Source organism: Micromonospora sp. NPDC005413 (assembly GCF_040606435.1).
Taxonomy (GTDB): domain Bacteria; phylum Actinomycetota; class Actinomycetes; order Mycobacteriales; family Micromonosporaceae; genus Micromonospora.
This window is the reverse complement of sequence record NZ_JBEXEV010000002.1, coordinates 296,558-313,583: the sequence shown is the minus strand read 5'-3', so window position 1 is coordinate 313,583 and position 17,026 is coordinate 296,558. Positions and strand designations below refer to the sequence as shown.

16 protein-coding genes are annotated in these 17,026 nt (G+C 71.0%); 5 read left to right on the top strand and 11 right to left on the bottom strand.

Annotated elements, in window-relative coordinates:
* Positions 1-255 precede the first annotated feature (255 nt).
* A complete protein-coding gene (locus tag ABZS37_RS04190; protein ID WP_355165385.1) occupies positions 256-1,206 on the bottom strand; it encodes a diacylglycerol kinase family protein in 951 nt (316 codons plus the stop codon).
* Here ABZS37_RS04190 and ABZS37_RS04185 point away from each other — a divergent pair.
* Positions 1,205-1,639 (top strand): hypothetical protein, encoded by a 435-nt coding sequence (locus ABZS37_RS04185; RefSeq protein ID WP_355165383.1) that lies wholly within the window; start codon positions 1,205-1,207, stop codon positions 1,637-1,639. The two genes, ABZS37_RS04190 and ABZS37_RS04185, sit on opposite strands and share 2 nt — an antisense overlap.
* A 24-nt stretch (positions 1,640-1,663) precedes the next feature.
* Here ABZS37_RS04185 and ABZS37_RS04180 read toward each other — a convergent pair whose 3' ends face one another.
* The 3 genes from ABZS37_RS04180 to sodN are packed head-to-tail and all read right to left on the bottom strand — an operon-like array spanning position 1,664 to position 3,026.
* Entirely contained in the window at positions 1,664-2,071 is a 408-nt protein-coding gene (locus ABZS37_RS04180) for an ATP-binding protein (protein ID WP_355165381.1), read from the bottom strand.
* A complete protein-coding gene (locus tag ABZS37_RS04175; protein WP_355165379.1) occupies positions 2,068-2,625 on the bottom strand; it encodes a GNAT family N-acetyltransferase in 558 nt (185 codons plus the stop codon). Before ABZS37_RS04175 ends, ABZS37_RS04180 begins: the two co-directional genes overlap by 4 nt.
* Entirely contained in the window at positions 2,622-3,026 is a 405-nt protein-coding gene (sodN, locus tag ABZS37_RS04170; RefSeq protein ID WP_355165377.1) for a superoxide dismutase, Ni, read from the bottom strand. Before sodN ends, ABZS37_RS04175 begins: the two co-directional genes overlap by 4 nt.
* Before the next feature lie 84 nt (positions 3,027-3,110).
* Between sodN and ABZS37_RS04165 the strand changes: the two genes are divergently transcribed.
* The 3 genes from ABZS37_RS04165 (at position 3,111) to ABZS37_RS04155 (ending at position 5,885) form a co-directional block, all read left to right on the top strand.
* Positions 3,111-3,461 carry a S24/S26 family peptidase gene (locus tag ABZS37_RS04165; RefSeq protein WP_355165375.1) on the top strand — a complete coding sequence of 117 codons (351 nt, stop codon included), beginning with the start codon at positions 3,111-3,113 and terminating at the stop codon, positions 3,459-3,461.
* A 143-nt stretch (positions 3,462-3,604) separates the two neighbouring features.
* Entirely contained in the window at positions 3,605-4,783 is a 1,179-nt protein-coding gene (locus ABZS37_RS04160; RefSeq protein WP_355165373.1) for an NADP-dependent malic enzyme, read from the top strand.
* 139 nt (positions 4,784-4,922) lie between these two features.
* A complete protein-coding gene (locus tag ABZS37_RS04155) occupies positions 4,923-5,885 on the top strand; it encodes a zinc-binding dehydrogenase (RefSeq protein WP_355165371.1) in 963 nt (320 codons plus the stop codon).
* Positions 5,886-5,990: 105 nt separating this feature from the next.
* Here ABZS37_RS04155 and ABZS37_RS04150 read toward each other — a convergent pair whose 3' ends face one another.
* The 3 genes from ABZS37_RS04150 to ABZS37_RS04140 form a co-directional block, all read right to left on the bottom strand.
* Positions 5,991-6,956, bottom strand: a complete 966-nt coding sequence (locus ABZS37_RS04150; protein WP_355165369.1) for a chlorophyllase — start codon at positions 6,954-6,956, stop codon at positions 5,991-5,993.
* A 474-nt stretch (positions 6,957-7,430) separates the two neighbouring features.
* Entirely contained in the window at positions 7,431-7,976 is a 546-nt protein-coding gene (locus tag ABZS37_RS04145) for an aminoglycoside adenylyltransferase (RefSeq protein ID WP_355165367.1), read from the bottom strand.
* Between the two features lie 26 nt (positions 7,977-8,002).
* Complete coding sequence (locus ABZS37_RS04140; protein WP_354995331.1) at positions 8,003-8,899, bottom strand: alpha/beta hydrolase; 897 nt, start codon at positions 8,897-8,899, stop codon at positions 8,003-8,005.
* Between the two features lie 158 nt (positions 8,900-9,057).
* On the opposite strand from ABZS37_RS04140, the gene ABZS37_RS04135 reads away from it, so the two are divergent.
* Positions 9,058-9,225: a hypothetical protein gene (locus tag ABZS37_RS04135; RefSeq protein WP_355165365.1), complete on the top strand. Its 168-nt coding sequence runs from the start codon at positions 9,058-9,060 to the stop codon at positions 9,223-9,225.
* Between the two features lie 42 nt (positions 9,226-9,267).
* Here the strand turns inward: ABZS37_RS04135 and ABZS37_RS04130 are convergent, their stop codons facing one another.
* The 4 genes from ABZS37_RS04130 to ABZS37_RS04115 all read right to left on the bottom strand — a co-directional run bounded on the left by ABZS37_RS04130 (position 9,268) and on the right by ABZS37_RS04115 (position 16,849).
* Positions 9,268-10,383: an acetate kinase gene (locus tag ABZS37_RS04130; RefSeq protein ID WP_355165363.1), complete on the bottom strand. Its 1,116-nt coding sequence runs from the start codon at positions 10,381-10,383 to the stop codon at positions 9,268-9,270.
* Positions 10,380-12,449, bottom strand: coding sequence for a phosphate acetyltransferase (pta, locus tag ABZS37_RS04125; protein ID WP_355165361.1), 2,070 nt, complete (start codon positions 12,447-12,449; stop codon positions 10,380-10,382). The genes ABZS37_RS04130 and pta overlap by 4 nt, the downstream gene beginning before the upstream one ends.
* A 263-nt stretch (positions 12,450-12,712) precedes the next feature.
* On the bottom strand, positions 12,713-12,892 hold the full coding sequence (locus ABZS37_RS04120; protein ID WP_053660250.1) for a DUF6104 family protein: 180 nt from the start codon (positions 12,890-12,892) through the stop codon (positions 12,713-12,715).
* Between the two features lie 195 nt (positions 12,893-13,087).
* Positions 13,088-16,849: a multifunctional oxoglutarate decarboxylase/oxoglutarate dehydrogenase thiamine pyrophosphate-binding subunit/dihydrolipoyllysine-residue succinyltransferase subunit gene (locus ABZS37_RS04115; protein WP_355165359.1), complete on the bottom strand. Its 3,762-nt coding sequence runs from the start codon at positions 16,847-16,849 to the stop codon at positions 13,088-13,090.
* Positions 16,850-17,026 lie beyond the last annotated feature (177 nt).

Genomic DNA, 17,026 nt, shown 5'->3' with positions numbered 1-17,026 from the left:
TTCGCTTGTGAATACTTTCACGAACACTCGCGATGTCAAGGGTGCCGCTCGGAAAAACTCCGGGCGGTGAGCAAGCCCACAACCCATTTGCCCGAGTTCCAGCGCTTTCCTGGTTACCCGCCGTGCCACAGTCGAGGATCAATATAGTACAGTCCGCGTGACATTGCTGACATTTCCGGCACCTGCCCCTCGGTGTGGCGGCGACGGGCCGATGCGGTTGTGGCGACCGTGTCGACCTGGGGCAGTACCCGAGACCTAGCAGATTACTCTCAGTGCGGCGGGAACGGAGGTGAATCTGACTTTCTCCCGCTCGCCAAGATAGTCGCCGTCCAGCTGGAACGCCTGCGGACGGCTGGAGAGCAGCGTGAACTCCGCCGTGTCATGGAGTCGTAACACCTGCCGACCACGCGGATCCGCCTGCCGAGACAGGAACTGCGTCACCGTCCGTGTTGTGCTAGCCACCCGGAGCTGACGCAACGCCAGCACATCCAGCCCGAGGTCGAACGACGCCGCTGGGTTCGGGTTGACCTCCCGGTCGCCCAGATACGTCCAGGGCGCCGTGTTCTGGATGATGACGGTCGCCAGCTCGGCCTCCGCCGGCTCGCCCGGACGCTCCAGGGTGATCGCGGGATGCCGCCGGTCCGAGCCGAGGAAGTACTGGTTCATGATGGAGCGCAGATAGAGCGCCGGCGTGGAGACTCGACCCTTCCGTCGGGCCTGCTCCACCCGGTGGATCACTGCGGCGTCCAGGCCGAACCCGGCGCAGAAGGTGAAGTAGCGGTCGTCCGCGCGGCCCAGCCCGACCGTCCGGCTCCGGCCCAGCCGCAGCCCTTCGAGGATCATGCTCGTCGCCTCCGGCCACTCCCGGGGGAGGCCCAGCGCGCGGGCGAACACGTTGGTCGATCCGCCCGGGACGGTCGCCAGCGCGGGCAGCCGCTCGGACAGCGGGGCGTCACCGGCGCGGGCTGGTGGGTCGGCCGTCATCAGGCCGTTCACCACCTCGTTCACGGTGCCGTCGCCACCCAGGGTGACGACCAGGTCGACCCCCTCCGCGGCGGCCTCCCGGGCCAGCGCAACGGCGTGCCCGCGCCGCCGGGTGTAGCGCACACTGAGGTCGACTTCGCTGCGCAGCGCCCGGACAAGCACGTCCCGGCTGCGTTCGCTGGTGGTGGTGGCCTTTGGATTGACCACCAGGACGGCCCGCATGGGCGGCACTTTACCTGCCGGTAGCCCAGGTATCGTGGCGCGCGTGACCATCGACTCGGCCCCTTTTCCTGTCACGCTCCGCTGGGCGGTCCGGCTGCTGTGGGCGGAGGCGGCTGTCGTCGGGCTGATCGCCATCTGGCTGGTCTGGGCCGACCTCACGGCCACCACCACCGATCTTCTGTCAGCGTTGCTGATCACGGTGTTCGCCATCGGGGCGGCGGTCGTGCTCTGGGCGCTGGGCCGTGCGCTGCTGCGCCGTCAGGCGGGCGCACGCTCCCCCGCGATCGTGCTCCAGCTGATGCTGCTGCCGATCGGGTGGTTCATGATCCAGGCCGGGCTTGTCTGGTTGGGCGTGCCGTTGATGGCGCTCGGCCTGGGCGTGGGCTGGCTGCTGGTCAGCCCTCCGACGACCCGGGCCCTCGGCTTCGAGTGACCGTGCCGGCGCGCGTTGGCCCGGTCAGTAGCCGCCAGCGCGGCGGGTGAGCAACGCGATCGTGGCCCGACCGTCGGTGGCCGTGGCGGACGCCGAGGTGGTCAGCGCGGTGAGCACCTTCCAGGCGAAGGACGACTCGGCGGGCAGCGTGGCACCACGCACGGTCGGCACGGTCACCTCGACGGTCAACGCGTCCTCGGTGACCGCGAAGCGGCATTCCAGCTCGGCGTCGCGGGTGGCGATGGCGAGCAGCATGGCGCACGCCTCGTCGACCGCGATCCGCAGATCCTCGATTTCGTCGAGGGCGAACTGCAACCGGGCCGCGAGGCCGGCGGTGGCGGTACGGAGCACGCCGAGGTAACCGCCGTCGGCAGGCACCGTGAGGTGCACCACGTCGTCGTCGGTTGCTGGCTGGCCAGTCAGTTGAGTCACGCCTCATCCCCCCGGTCGGGGACTCTACCCGGTCGGTCGCCTGTACGCGTGCCGGCGGCGGTGGCATGGTTGGCCAGCTCGCGCAACGCGTCGCCGCTGAGCCGGTAGGGGGCCCACTCGCTCATCTGCTCCGCGCCGATCGAGGCGTAGAACCCGGCCGCGAGGTTCCAGTTGAGCATCCACCACTCCAGTCGCCGGTAGCCGCGTCGTACGCAGATGTCGGCCAGGGTGGCGAGCAGCAGCCGACCAGCCCCGGTGCCCCGGGCCGCCGGCCGGACGTAGAGATCCTCCAGGTAGACGCCGTGCACGCCGGTCCAGGTGGAGAAGTTGAGGAACCACAGCGCGAAGCCGGTCGGCTCGTCGTGCTCGTCGACCGCGACGTGCCCGAACAGCGCCGGCGCAGTCGTGAAGAGGGCCGAGGTCAACTGCTCGGTGGTGAGGTGGCACTGGTCGGAGGCACGTTCGTACTCCGCCAACTCGTGCACCATGGCGACGATGGCCGGCACGTCCTCGGGACGTGCCGGCCGGGTCGTCGAAATGACCGGTGAGGTCACGCCTTCTTGGTCTCCCAGAAGATCTTCGAGATCTCGTCGATCTTCGCGAGCAGCTTGTCGGCGGTGGCCGGGTCGAGGCTGCCCTTGACGCCACCGGCGCCGGCGAGCTTGGTGGCCTCGTTGAACAGGCTGTGCAGGTTCGGGTACTTCTCGAAGTGCGGCGGCTTGAAGTAGTCGGTCCAGAGCACCCAGAGGTGGTGCTTGACCAACTCGGCGCGCTGCTCCTTGATGATGACGGCGCGGGTGCGGAACTCCGGGTCGGTGTTCGCCTGGTACTTCTCGCAGATCATTTTGACCGACTCGGCCTCGATCCGGGCCTGAGCCGGATCGTAGACACCGCACGGCAGGTCGCAGTGAGCGCTCGCGATGACGCGGGGCGCAAGGATGCGCGGAAGTCGCATCGGGATCCTCCATGGGAAGTTTGCGATGATCAAAGGCGACATTACTCCTGGGAGTGCTCCCCGAACCGGGTGGAGGTGAAACCAATGGCCACCGATCACCCGGCTGAGGCCGCACGGTTGCGGAGGCCGCTCACCGCCGTTCTGGTGACCGGACCGTCCATGGCGCCGACGCTGCGGCACGGCGACGCGGTGCTGGTCCGCCCCGGTGGCCGCCCGATCCGTCCCGGTGACGTGGTGGTCGCGGTCTTCCGGACCCGTCCGGAGCTGCTGGTGGTGAAGCGGGCGGTTCGGCCGCAGGACGGCGGTTGGTGGCTGCGTGGTGACAACGACCTGATCACCGATGACTCCCGGGCGTACGGCGTGGCCGACGTGCGGGGGAGGGTGGTGGCCCGCTACTGGCCGCGCCCCGGCCGGGTTCCTCGCCACCAGTTATGACCCTGCTCACATCCGAGCGGCAGTGCCGACACTATGCTCGGAAGTGCCCGGGTGACCCCCCGCACCGCGTGCCACCGCTCGCCGCCCACCTCGCGGCCGGGCCCGGCCGCCCCATCTGCTCGACAGATCCTGGAGTCACCACCATGTCTTCGTCCACCGTGGACCCTGCTGATCCCGTCTTCCTGCTGCACCGGGGCGGCAAGATGGCCGTCACCTCGACCGTGCCGCTCACCAGCCGGGAAGATCTCTCCCTGGCGTACACCCCGGGGGTGGCCCGGGTGTGTGAGGCGATCGCCGCCGATCCCACCCTGGTGGACGACTACACCTGGGTGTCGCACACGGTCGCGGTGGTCACCGACGGCTCGGCGGTGCTCGGGCTCGGCAACATCGGCCCCCGCGCCGCGCTGCCGGTGATGGAGGGCAAGGCGGTGCTGTTCAAGCAGTTCGCCGGGGTGGACGCGGTGCCAGTCTGCCTGGACACCCAGGACGTGGACGAGATCGTCGCCGTGGTGCGGGCGCTGGCCCCCTCGTTCGGCGGGATCAACCTGGAGGACATCAGCGCGCCGCGCTGCTTCGAGGTGGAGCGGCGGCTCGACGAGGCGCTGGACATCCCGGTCTTCCACGACGACCAGCACGGCACCGCGATCGTCGTGCTCGCCGCGCTGCGCAACGCCGCCACCCTGCTCAACCGCAAGCTCGGTGATTTGCGGGTGGCGGTGAGCGGTGCGGGCGCGGCTGGGGTGGCCGTGACGAAGATGCTGGTCGCCGGGGGCGTCAACCCCGACCAGGTGGTGGTCTGCGACTCCAAGGGGATCATCGGCCGGCACCGCACCGAGCTGACCGGCACCAAGGCCGAGCTGGCGGCGAGCACCAACGCGGACGGCCGCCGCGGTGACATCACCGAGGCGCTGCGCGGCGCGGACGTGTTGATCGGCGTCTCCGGTGGGCAGATCCCCGAGGCCGCCGTCGCCGGGATGGCCCCGGGAGGGATCGTGTTCGCGCTGGCCAACCCGACCCCGGAGGTGCACCCCGAGGTGGCTGCCCGGCACGTCGCGGTGGTCGCCACCGGGCGCAGTGACTACCCCAACCAGATCAACAACGTGCTGGCGTTCCCGGGGGTGTTCCGTGGTGCGTTGGATGCCGGCGCCACCCGGATCACCGAGGCGATGAAGGTCGCCGCCGCGGACGCCATCGCCGGTGTGGTGGCCGAGTCGCTGACCATCGACGCGATCGTCCCGTCTCCGCTCGACCCGCGCGTCGCGCCGGCCGTCGCCGAGGCCGTCGCTGAAGCCGCCCGCCGCGACGGCGTCGCCCGTCGGTAAGGACGCGTGGGCCGGGGGCGCTCCGGCGCAGCATGCGCCGCCGGCCTAGGCGACCGCGTGGGCGGGGGCGCTCGGGCGCAGCCTGCGCCGCCGGCCTACGCGACAGGGCACCTTCTTAACGGGCGCTCAGCTTGTTACCGTGCCGATCATGCGTGCAGCCTTCGCCTCCAGCTTCAACGACGCCGATCCGCTCGCCGCGCTCACTGTCGGTGAGCGGCCCGAGCCGACCCACCCGGCCGACGACTGGGTGACCGTGCAGTTGCGGGCCACCTCGCTCAACCACCACGACCTCTGGTCACTGCGCGGGGTGGGGCTCAACGAGGCCCAGCTGCCGATGGTTCTCGGCTGCGACGCGGTCGGGCTGGACCCGGAGGGACGCCCGATGGTCGTGTATCCGGTGGTGGTCACTCCGGGCGACCCGCGTGGGGTTTCCATCCTCTCCGAGCACTTCCCCGGGACGCTCGCCGAGCGGGTCGCCGTACCCCGGTCGAACCTGATCCCGCTGCCCGACGGCATGGCGGCGACCGACGCGGCGTGCCTGCCCACGGCCTGGCTGACCGCGTGGCGGATGCTGACCACCAAGGGCCGCGTCGCGGACGCGGACTGTGTGCTGGTGCAGGGTGCGGGCGGTGGCGTCGCCACGGCGGCCGTCGCGCTCGCGGTCGCGATGGGCAAGCGGGTGTACGCGACCAGCCGCGACGCCGCGAAGCGGGAGCGGATCTCCGCCCTCGGCGCCACCGCCGTGGAACCCGGTGCCCGGCTGCCGGAACGGGTCGACGTGGTGATCGAGACGGTCGGTGCGGCCACCTTCGACCACTCGCTGAAGTCGGCCGCGCCGATGGCCCGGATCGTGGTCTCCGGCGCGACCGCCGGGCACGAGCCGTCGGTCAACCTGCGCCGGGTCTTCGCGATGCAGTTGGAGATCCTGGGCACCTCGATGGGCACCCCCGGCGAGTTGTACGAGCTGCTGGCGTTCTGTTCCGACAACGAGGTGCGCCCGGTGGTGGACAGCGTCATCCCGTTCAGCCGGGTCGAGGACGCCTTCGCCCGACTGCACTCCGGCAACGCCTTCGGCAAGATCGTCATCGACCACACCGCCTGACGCGGCGCAAGATCCGCACAACATCACGGAAATAGTGGTCTCCGAGGACATTGAGGCCACTATTCCGCGGATGTTGTGCGGATCTTCGCGCGATCGTGCCGCCGCTTACAGGTGGTCGTCGAAGGTGGCGATGTCGCCGCGCGTCGCGTCGGTGTGGATGCGGCCCTTGGCCCCCGCGTCGCCGTAGAGCGTCCAGCGGAGGAACTCGACGGACGTGTCCGAGACCACCCGCAGCGTCGCGCCGTCGCCGAGCAGCGCCCGCCCGTGGTCGCCCTTCGGCAGGCTCAACATCGCCTTCGGCCAGGGCACCTTGTCGTACGCGGCCTTACCCGCCGCGTACTCGACCACCTCGTCCAACTCCCCGTGCACGAACAGCTGCGGCGCGGCAGCACCAGCGAACGCGGTGCCCACGCCGATCGCCGTGCCGGCGAACACCACGCCCGCGTCCAGCCGTTCGTCCCGGCTGGCGGTGAAGAGACCGATGGTGGTCACCCCGCCTGCCGAATGCCCGGCCGCGGCCACCCGGTCGGCGTCCAGCCGGCCACGCAACGAGTCGCCGGCCTTGCCGTCCAACGCCAGCACCTGCGTCAGCGCGTACGACACGTCGGCCGGCTGGTTGAGCACGTCGAGGACGTTGCCGTCGCCACCCTTGGAGGTGTGCGGGAAGGTCGGCGCGGCCACCACGAAACCCGCCGCCGCCCACCGGGTCAGCAGCGTGGCGTAGTCGTCGGGCCGCCCGCCCAGGCCGTGGCTGAACATCACCACCGGAAAACGGCCGCTCGCCGCCGACGCCGTCCGCTTGGGCGTGCCGCCCGCCTCCCCGGCCGCCGGGTACCAGAGCGTCACCGGCAGCGCACGGCCGTCCCGGTTCAGCTTCAGTTGGCGTACGCCGACAGCGAAGGCGCGCTGTGGCGCGGTCCCGGAAGGGACCTGCGGCGTTGGCGTGGCGGCAGGCTTCGGCTCGGCCGGCGCCTGCCAGCTTTCGCTCGGCCGGGTGTCCGTTGAGCAGCCGACCAGACCGGCCATGAGCACGGTGCTGGCCATCAGTGCGAGGGTGGTGCGACGCGACATGAAACTGATTGTGCCCTGCCCGGCAGGCCCGATCGACAGGGTCCGACGCACTGTGCCCACCCCATCACCCGGCGCTGCGCCGCCGGCATCAGGCGGCAGCACGTTCCGCGAGTGGGCGCCGCCGTCGTGCGGTGTCGGTCAGTGCACGTGGCGGGAAGGCGGCGTTGGGGTTGTACCGGTTCGTCCCGGGCGGCACGATCTCGTCGATCCGATCGAGGGTCGCATCATCCAGGGTGAGCGTGGCGCCCTTGATCAGATCCTCCAGTTGCTACAGCCAGGATGACGTGGACTGGCTGACCGTCTGCATCATTCTCCGCGCCTCGGGGATGCCGCTCCCCGTGCTGCGCCGGTACGCCGACCTCGTCCGGGAAGGTGCCGGCAACGAGGAGGAACGACTCGCGCTGCTCCGCGAGCACCACGGGCAGGTCACTGACCAGATCGGCAGGCTCACCCAGTGCCTGGACCTGATCACATTCAAGGTCGGGGTGTACGAGGACCTGCTCGACCAGGACCGGCGCGCAGCCGAGCCAGGTCGTCGGCGTCCTTCGGTCGACGCGGGCGCTCCGGCATCCAGACCGGGTACATCTGCTTGAACTCGATCTGGGCCGCCACCGAGATCGTCGGCACGACGAGCGGGCCGATCCGGCCTGGCGACGCGTCCAACATTCCGGCCGGCAACGGGGTGCCCTCCCAGGGCCCGGCGCCCACCGTGGGCCTACCGGTCCGATCCCGACCGAGGTACGCGAAGCTGACCTCCAGGTCGCCGACGAACAAATCCAGCTGCCGGTCCACCGGCATTCGGGGGTCGAAACGCCAGCCCCGGCTGAGCAGCAGGGTGGCCAGCCGGTCCGCGTCCTCGCGCCAGCAGTACCAGTCGACATCGACGTGCGGGCGGGTCGCCGCGCCGAGCTGGAAGTCCATTGCCCAACCGCCGCGCAGCCATACCGGCACGCCGGCCGCCCCGGTCACCGCGACCACCTCGGCGATGCTCGCCAACTGGCGGCGCGCGAGCTCGTCCACCGGGCCACCGTACCGGCGCGGCAGCATCAGCGGGCTGGGCGGAACTCGTAGGTGGTCAGCGTGGGGGTGCGGGCGTCGGCGGGGAGGCGGGCACCCGCCGCCGGGTCGCCGTAGAGGGTCCAGCGCAGGAAGTCGGTGGTGGTGGCGAGAACCGGGACGAACCCCGGGTTGCCCGGCGTGAGGTACGCGCCGTGGTCCTGCCCGAGCAGGCTGAGGAACGCGGCCGGGCCGGGGGTACGCCCGTACGCCGCCCGCCCGACCGCCACCGGCACCACCGCGTCGGCCGTGCCGTGCACGAAGAGCACCGGCGCGGCCGGCCCGGCGAAGCTGCCGGGCAACCCACCCCCGGCGATCACGATCCCGGAACGCAACCGGGCCGGGTGCCCCTCGCTGAACATGCCGGAGGTGGTGTAGCCGCCGGCCGAGTGCCCCGCGGCGGCGATCGACGTCAGGTCCAGGTGGCCGGCGAGCGGATCCTCACGGTCCCGGTCGAGGCGGCCCAGGTGTCGGATCAGCCGCCAACCGTCAGCGGGCTGGTTACGCACATCCGCCCGGCTGAAGTGGGCGGCACCCTGACGGGTGTGCGGGAACGCGGGAGCGGCCACCACGAAACCGGCAGCCGCCCAGCGGGTCGTCAGGCCGGCATGCAGGTCGGGTCGGCTGTGCAGCCCGTGGCTGTAGATCACCACCGGGAAGCGCCCGACGGCCACCCCGTCGGCCGACGCCGGATACCAGATCGTCACCGGCAGGGGGCGCGCCGAGCGCGGATCGAGGGTGAGCGTACGCACGCCGACGGCGTACGACCCCTCGGGCGCCCGACGCGCCGACGGCGGCCCGCCGGACCCGCCCGCCACGGCGGTGGCCGGCGCGCAACCCGCCAGCAGAGCTGTCACCAGTACGGCGATCAGCCGTCCCGCCCCCATCGTTCCACGGTAGGTGCCCGAGAGTGCGCAGCGAGCCCGCCGTCCGGCCCGCCTGCACCCGCCACCCGGTCGGGTCCGCTCCGCCGGCCGGGTCGACCCGACCGGTCGGCGTGGGCCGGGGGCGGTGCGCCGCGACCAGCTTCGCTAGGGTCACCGGCATGCCTGAGAACTACACCGACCCCAGCGGCAACACCGAGGCGTTCCGCGCCTTCAACCAGACGGCGGAGGCCACCCCGCAGGCGGAGTCGCCGTCCCGCCTGCCGCTGATCATCGGCGCGGCGGTGGTCGTCGTGCTGCTGGTGGCCCTCGTCGCCTGGCTCGCCTAGGCGTCCGTCGAGGTCCGCTGACCCGGTCGCTCCCTGCTGTGGTCAGCGGCCTTCGACCACATCCCGGGTCTGCCGGGCGATCTCGCGTTCCTCGTCCGTGCGGATGACGCAGACGCTCACCTCGGCGCCGTCGGGCGAGATCACCCGGTCACCGTCGCCGTCATTGCGGGCATCGTCCACGGCGATGCCGAGCCGGTCCAGGCCGGCCAGCGCGGCGGCCCGAACGGGCGCCGCGTGCTCGCCGACCCCGGCGGTGAAGGCGATCGCGTCGACCCGGCCGAGCAGCGCGTAGTACGCCCCGACGTACCCGGTGATCCGCCGGCAGTAAACGTCGAAGGCCAGCTCCGCCGCCCGGTCCCCGGTCGCCCGGCGCTTGAGCACTTCGCGCATGTCGTTGACGCCGGTCAACCCGAGCAGGCCGCTGCGGTGATTGAGCAGGTCGTCGATGTCGTCGACCGACATCCCGCCCTCCCGGCGCAGGTGGAAGATCACGGTCGGGTCCAAATCGCCGCTGCGGGTGCCCATCACCAGTCCCTCCAGCGGGGACATGCCCATCGAGGTGGCCACGCTACGACCGTTCGCCACCGCGCAGGCGCTCGCTCCGTTGCCCAGGTGCAGGGTGATCGTGTGGAGCTGCTCGTACGGGCGGCCCAACAGCTCGGCGGTGCGCCGGGACACGTACGCGTGCGAGGTGCCGTGGAAGCCGTACCGGCGGATGCCGTACCGCTGCGCGGTGTCCCGGTCGATCGCGTACGTCGCGGCGGCCTCCGGCAGGGTGTGGTGGAACGCGGTGTCGAAGACGGCGACCTGCGGGACTTCCGGCAGCGCCTCCCGGGCCACCTCGATGCCGGCCAGGTTGGCCGGGTTGTGCAGCGGGGCGAGCGGCACCAGGTCCTTGATCGCGGCCAACACCGCGTCGTCGATCAGGACGGGCGTGGTGAACTTGCGGCCACCGTGCACCACCCGGTGCCCGACCGCGGTCAGCCCGGTCAGGTCCAGCCCGTCGAGGATCTGCCGGACCGCAGTGGTGTGGTCGGCCGGGCCGCCGCCGGGCTCACCGACCCGCTCGACGGTGCCGTGGTCGAGCACCCGGTCGCCGTCGTAGTGGCGCCACTTCACCGACGACGACCCGCAGTTGAGCACCAGCACCCCACTCATGAGGCCTCCTCGGTGGCCGCCTGGATGGCGGTGATCGCCACCGTGTTGACGATGTCCGGCACGGTGGCACCGCGGGACAGGTCGTTGACCGGCCGCCGCAGGCCCTGCATCACCGGGCCGACGGCGACCGCCCCGGCGGAGCGCTGCACCGCCTTGTACGTGTTGTTGCCCGTGTTCAGGTCCGGAAAGATGAAGACCGTGGCCCGGCCGGCGACCGGGCTGCCGGGCAGCTTCGTCGCCGCGACCGCCGGGTCGATCGCCGCGTCGTACTGGATCGGTCCCTCGACGAGCAGGTCGGGCCGGCGCTCCCGGACCAGCGCGGTGGCCGTGGCGACCTTCTCCACGTCCGCGCCCGCACCGGAGCTGCCGGTGGAGTACGACAGCATGGCCACCCGGGGTTCGATGCCGAACCGGGCGGCGGTGTCGGCGGACGAGATCGCGATGTCGGCGAGCTGCGCAGCGTCCGGGTCGCGGTTGACCGCGCAGTCGCCGTAGACCAGCACCCGGTCGGCGAGCAGCATGAAGAAGACGCTGGAGGCCACCGAGACCTCCGGCACGGTACGGATGATCTCGAACGCCGGCCGGATGGTCGCGGCGGTGGTGTACGTGGCACCCGAGACCATGCCGTCAGCGTGCCCGGTGGCCACCATCAGGGTGCCGAAGTAGTTGGGCTGCGTCACGATGTCGTACGCCAGCTCGGCGGTGACGCCCCGGTGGGCGCGCAGCCGGGCGTACTCGACCGCGAAGTCGTCCCGCCACTGGCTGCCGGCCGGGTCGACGACGTCCGCGCCGGTCAGGTCGATGCCCAGCTCCCGGGTGCGGCGGGCGACGTCGTCGGGGCGCCCGAGCAGGGTGAGGTCGGCCACGCCCCGGCGGAGCAGGATCTCGGCGGCGCGCAGGATCCGCTCCTCGGTGCCCTCCGGCAGCACCAGCCGGCGGCGGTTGGCCCGGGCCCGGTCGATCAGGTCGTACTCGAACATCAGCGGGGTGACCCGTTCGGAGCGGCTGACCCGCAGCCGGCGGGCCAGGTCGACGGTGTCCACGTTGCCCTCGAACGCGCCCAGCGCGGCCTCCACCTTGCGCGGGTTGGCCGGGTTGGGCCGTCCCTCGATCCGGCTGGACGCCTCGACCGTGTCGTAGCTGTCGCTGGTCACCGAGAGCACGGCGAAACCGGTGTTGAGCCGCTCCACCAGGCGCATCGCCCGGGGATCCGGCTTTTCACCGAGGGTGAGCACCACGCCGGCCAGCGAGACCTGCCCGGCGACGTGCGCGGCGCTCGCCGCGACCAGCAGGTCGGCACGATCGCCAGGGGTGATGACCAGCGCTCCCTCGGTCAGGTGGTCGAGCAGGATCGGCACGTGCGCCGCACCGACCACGTAGTCGAGCACGTCCCGGCCGAGGGTGGCGTCGTCGCCGGCCAGCAGGGTGGCGTCGAGCGCCGCCGCCACCTCGGCCACCGTCGGCGCCGACACCGTCGGCACCTCCGGGATGGCGTACGCGGGGACCGGCAGCTCCGGCATTGTCATCGGCCCGGCCACCCGGTTGGCGATGACCGCCAGCACCGTCGCGCCCAGGTCCTCCAGATCGTGGTACGCCCCACGCGCCGCCGCCGCGATCGTCTCCGGTTGCTGCCCGAAGCCGTCGATCACCGGCACCACCACGCTGCCGAACTCGGTGGCGAGCCGGGCGTTGAAGGCCAGCTCGCGGGGGCCGGCGCCGTCCCCGCCGTCGGCGAAGTCGCTGCCCACCACGACCACCGCCGGGCAGCGCCGCTCGACCGCCCGGTACCGCTCGACGATCCGGGAGATCAGCTCTTCCCGGCGACCGTCCGCCACCAGGGCCGCCGCCTCGGCGTACGTCATGCCGGTCAGGTCGGCCTCGGGCAGGTCGACCCGGTAGCGGTCGTGCAGCAGGGCGAGGATCGGGTCGGGGCCGGTGCCGGAGACCAGCGGCCGGAACGCGCCGATCCGTTCGACCTGCCGGGAGAGGAGTTCCGCGAGGCCGAGGGCGATGGTCGACTTACCCCCGCCGGACCCCACGCTGGTCAGATAGACGCTGCGGGCCACGCCCCCACCTTAGAAGATCACCGCCTGACCCGTCCGGGGTCCAATGGCCCTGAAGCGCCGTCTCCACAGCCCGGAGGACGGGTGGAGACCCTCCGTGACGACGAGAAAGTGATGCAACCGACTCTGCGCGCCTGCCGCCCTGCGTGCTCTGCTGGTCGCGGCCGACCAGCGCCGGTCAGCCGTTCAGGAACCCGCGCCGCCCGTGGTCCGGGCCGCCCGTGGTCCGCGCCGGTGGTGCCGTTCCGGGGCGGCCGCCGGGTGGTTCAGTCCTCGTCGATGTCGTCGAGGCGAGCCAGCCAGGTGGCGAACCGCTCGATCGGCGTCTCGAACTCGGGATTGAGGTCGACGAAGTCGCGCAGCCGCTCGCCGAGCCACTCCAGGGTGACCTGCTCGTCGCCCCGGCGCTCGACCAGTTCCTCAATGCCCCGGTCGGTGAAGTACATGGTGCACGTCCTCGCTCGTCGTATCTGATGCGTCGATCTAGGGCTAGTCGTTGTTAGTCGATCTCGGATCGCGACGATAAGCCCTAGATCGCGGCGGAAAGGCCGCCGGTCCCGCCCGCGGGTAGCGGGGCGGGACCGGGGGGAGGGGGTAGGGGGGTAGGGGGTGGGAGGGGGTGGGAGGGGGTGGGGTGGGGGTTAGGGGCGGGGGAGTGCTGCCTCGATGAGGGCGTTTTGCTCGACCTCGTGGGTCTTGGCCGAGCCGACCGCCGGGGCGGCCGCGGCCGGGCGGGAGATCCGCCGCAGCCGGACGTCCGTGAGGTGCTCCAGCAGGTTGAGCGCGACGAACGACCAGGCACCCTGGTTGGCCGGCTCCTCCTGCACCCAGGCGAAGTCCTCCGCGTTCGGGTACTGCGCGAGGGCGGCCCGGATCTCCTCCACCGGCAGCGGGTACAGCTGCTCGATCCGGAGGATCGCGGTGTCGGTGACCTCGCGCTGCTGCCGGGCCTGGAACAGGTCGTAGTAGATCTTGCCGGTGCAGAGCAGCACCCGCTTCACCGCCTCCGGTGCCGGGGCGGCCGTGTCGCGCAGCACCGGCTGGAAGGTGCCGGTGGTGAAGTCCTCCACCGACGAGATGCAGAGCTTGTGCCGCAGCAGCGACTTCGGCGTGAACACCACAAGCGGCTTGCGCTTGGGCGACAGGGCCTGGCGGCGCAGCAGGTGGAAGTAGTTCGCCGGGGTGGTCGGGATGGACACCCGCATGTTGTCCTCGGCGCACATCTGCAGGAACCGCTCCGGCCGGCCAGAGGTGTGGTCCGGGCCCTGGCCCTCGTGGCCGTGCGGTAGCAGCAGGGTGACGGCGGAGCGCTGGCCCCACTTCACCTCGCCGGACGAGATGAACTCGTCGATCACCGACTGGGCACCGTTGACGAAGTCGCCGAACTGGGCCTCCCAGGCGACCAGCGCGTTGATGTTCTCCACCGAGTAGCCGTACTCGAAGCCCATCGCCGCGTACTCGCTGAGCAGCGAGTCGTGCACGAAGAACCGGGAGCGCTCGCCATCGCCGGTGAGCGACTTCAACGGCAGGTAGTCGTCGCCGGTGCGGGCGTCGACCACCGAGGCGTGCCGCTGGACGAACGTGCCGCGACGCGAGTCCTGACCGGCAAGCCGGACGGTGATCCCGTCGTGCAGCAGCGACCCGAGCGCGATGATCTCGCCGAAGCCCCAGTCGATGTTGCCCTCGACGGACATCTTGGCCCGCCGGTCGAGCAGCTGCAGGATCCGCTTGTGCGGGGTGAAGCCCTCCGGCAGGTTGATGTGCGCCTCGCCGATCGCCTTCACCACGGACGCGTCGGTGGCGGTGTCGACCTGCGGCTCCGGCTCCTCCTCGCGGCGCGGCCGGTTGAGCTGGCGCGGTGCCGCGGCGGCGTCCCGGGTGGCCTTGAAGACCTTCTCCAGCTGCGCCTGGTAGTCGCGCAGCAGCTCCTCCGCGTCCTCCACGGTGATGTCGCCGCGACCGATCAGCTCCTCGGTGTAGAGCTTGCGGACCGAGCGCTTCGAGTCAATGATCTTGTACATCTGGGGGTTGGACATCGACGGGTCGTCGCCCTCGTTGTGCCCGCGCCGCCGGTAGCAGACCATGTCGATCACGACGTCCTTGTTGAACGTCTGCCGGTATTCGAAAGCCAGCCGGGCCACCCGGACCACGGCCTCCGGGTCGTCGCCGTTGACGTGGAAGATCGGCGCCTGGATCATCCGGGCCACGTCGGTGCTATAGAGGCTGGACCGGCTGTACTCCGGGGCGGTGGTGAAGCCGACCTGGTTGTTGACCACCACGTGCACGGTGCCGCCGGTGCGGTAGCCGCGCAGCTGCGACAGGTTGAGCGTCTCGGCGACCACGCCCTGCCCGGCGAACGCGGCGTCACCGTGCACCGCCAGCGGCAGCACGGTGTAACCCTCGAGCTTGAGGTCGATCCGGTCCTGCTTGGCCCGGACGATGCCCTCCAGCACCGGGTCGACGGCCTCCAGGTGCGACGGGTTGGCCACCACCGACACCTTGACCGCGTGCTCGCCGCCCGGGCTGGTGAACTTGCCGTTCTGGCCCAGGTGGTATTTCACGTCGCCGGAGCCCTGCGTCGAGCGCGGGTCCAGGTGGCCCTCGAACTCCGAGAAGATCTTCTCGTACGGCTTGCCGACGATGTTGGCCAGCACGTTGAGCCGGCCCCGGTGGGCCATGCCGATGACGACCTCGTCCAGCCCGCTCTCGGCGGAGGACTCCAGCACCTCACCGAGGAGCGGGATCAGCGACTCGCCGCCCTCCAGCGAGAAGCGCTTCTGGCCGACGTACTTGGTCTGCAGGAAGGTCTCGAACGCCTCGGCGGCGTTGAGCCGGTTGAGGACGTGCTTCTGCTCGTCGGCGGACGGCTTCTCGTACTTGCGCTCGATCCGTTCCTGGATCCAGCGCCGCTCCTCCGGGTCCTGGATGTGCATGTACTCGATGCCGACCCGGCGGCAGTACGAGTCGCGCAGCACGCCGAGGATCTCGCGCAGCTTCATCCGCTGCCGGCCGGCGAAGCCGTTGACCGGGAACTCGCGGTCCAGGTCCCACAGGGTCAGCCCGTGCTGGAGGACGTCCAGGTCGGGGTGCTTGCGGATCTTGAATTCCAGTGGGTCGGTGTCGGCCATCAGGTGACCGCGCACCCGGTACGCGTGGATCAGCTCGTGCACCCGGGCGGTCTTGTTGATCTGACCCTCGGAGTTGACGGCCACGTCGCGCATCCAACGCACCGGCTCGTACGGGATGCGCAGCGCGGTGAAGATCTGGTCGTAGAAGCCGTGCTCGCCCAGGATCAGCTCGTGCATCACCTTGAGGAACTCGCCGGACTGCGCGCCCTGGATGATCCGGTGGTCGTACGTGCTGGTCAGCGTGATGATCTTGCTGACGGCCAGCTCGGCCAGGGTGGTCTCGGACATGCCCTGGTAGGGGGCCGGGTATTCCATCGCGCCGACGCCGATGATCGCGCTCTGCCCCTGCATCAGCCGAGGCATTGAGTGCACGGTGCCGATGCCGCCCGGGTTGGTCAGCGAGATCGTGGTGCCGGAGTAGTCGTCCATGGTCAGCTCATTGCGCCGCGCCCGTCGGACCACGTCCTCGTACGCCTGCCAGAACTGCCGGAAGTCCATCTGCTCGCAGCCCTTGATGGAGGGGACCACCAGGTTGCGACTGCCGTCCGGCTTGGCCAGGTCGATCGCGATGCCGAGGTTGACGTGCGGCGGGCGGACCACCGCAGGCTTGCCGTTGGCCTCGGTGAAGGAGTTGTTCATCTCGGGGTGCTGGACCAGCGCCCGGACCATCGCGTAGCCGACCAGGTGGGTGAAGCTGACCTTGCCGCCCCGCCCGCGGGCGAGGTGGTTGTTGATCACGATGCGGTTGTCGACCAGCAGCTTGGCCGGGATGGCGCGCACGCTGGTCGCGGTGGGCACGCTCAGCGAGGCGTCCATGTTCTGGACGATCTTCGCCGCGACGCCTCGCAGCGGCGTGGTCTGCGGGCCGTCGGCGCTCGGCGCGGCGGGCTTCGCAGCCGGCTTGGCCGGGCCGGCCTTCTCCGGGGCGGCCTTGGTCGAGGCCGGCGCGGCGGCGGCGGGCTTGGCCGGTGCCGACTTGGCGGCGGACGGCTTGCTCGCGGTCGCCGGCTGCGCCGTGGCGCTCGGCTGGCTGACCTTGGCGGCTGCCTCCGGCTGGCCGTCCGGCTCGGGGGCGGCGGCCGGCTTCTCCGACGGCTCAGCGCCGCGCGGTGTGGCCGCGCCGGGTGCCGGCCGGTAGTCGGCGAAGAAGTCGTGCCAGGCCGAATCGACACTCGTTGGGTCGGCGAGGTAGCGCTGGTACATCTCCTCGACGATCCACTCATTCGGGCCGAAACCCGCCAGTGGGTTCTCCTGCGAAGTCTGCTGGGTCGACACGGCCGGTAATCGCCTCTTTCACGCGGGTTTGTGTGGCACGCGGTGTGTCCCTCGCGCCCGATTAGGAGCACGGACTGGACAGCTCCCAGGCTACGCCGTACCGATCCCGCAGGCATTTCCGCCTCGGTCCCGTGGCCGGTTTCACAGAAGATGCCAGAAGTTCAGCAACCGCTGCGC

Bases quoted from the DNA above. Each gene is read 5' to 3' on its own strand.
- ABZS37_RS04185 (WP_355165383.1), top strand. From the start codon at position 1,205: ATGGGCGGCACTTTACCTGCCGGTAGCCCAGGTATCGTGGCGCGCGTG.
- ABZS37_RS04190 (WP_355165385.1), bottom strand. From the start codon at position 1,206: ATGCGGGCCGTCCTGGTGGTCAATCCAAAGGCCACCACCACCAGCGAA.
- sodN (WP_355165377.1), bottom strand. From the start codon at position 3,026: ATGCGACTTCCGCGCATCCTTGCGCCCCGCGTCATCGCGAGCGCTCAC.
- ABZS37_RS04165 (WP_355165375.1), top strand. From the start codon at position 3,111: ATGGCCACCGATCACCCGGCTGAGGCCGCACGGTTGCGGAGGCCGCTC.
- ABZS37_RS04160 (WP_355165373.1), top strand. From the start codon at position 3,605: ATGTCTTCGTCCACCGTGGACCCTGCTGATCCCGTCTTCCTGCTGCAC.
- ABZS37_RS04150 (WP_355165369.1), bottom strand. From the start codon at position 6,956: ATGTCGCGTCGCACCACCCTCGCACTGATGGCCAGCACCGTGCTCATG.
- ABZS37_RS04140 (WP_354995331.1), bottom strand. From the start codon at position 8,899: ATGGGGGCGGGACGGCTGATCGCCGTACTGGTGACAGCTCTGCTGGCG.
- ABZS37_RS04135 (WP_355165365.1), top strand. From the start codon at position 9,058: ATGCCTGAGAACTACACCGACCCCAGCGGCAACACCGAGGCGTTCCGC.
- ABZS37_RS04130 (WP_355165363.1), bottom strand. From the start codon at position 10,383: ATGAGTGGGGTGCTGGTGCTCAACTGCGGGTCGTCGTCGGTGAAGTGG.
- ABZS37_RS04120 (WP_053660250.1), bottom strand. From the start codon at position 12,892: ATGTACTTCACCGACCGGGGCATTGAGGAACTGGTCGAGCGCCGGGGC.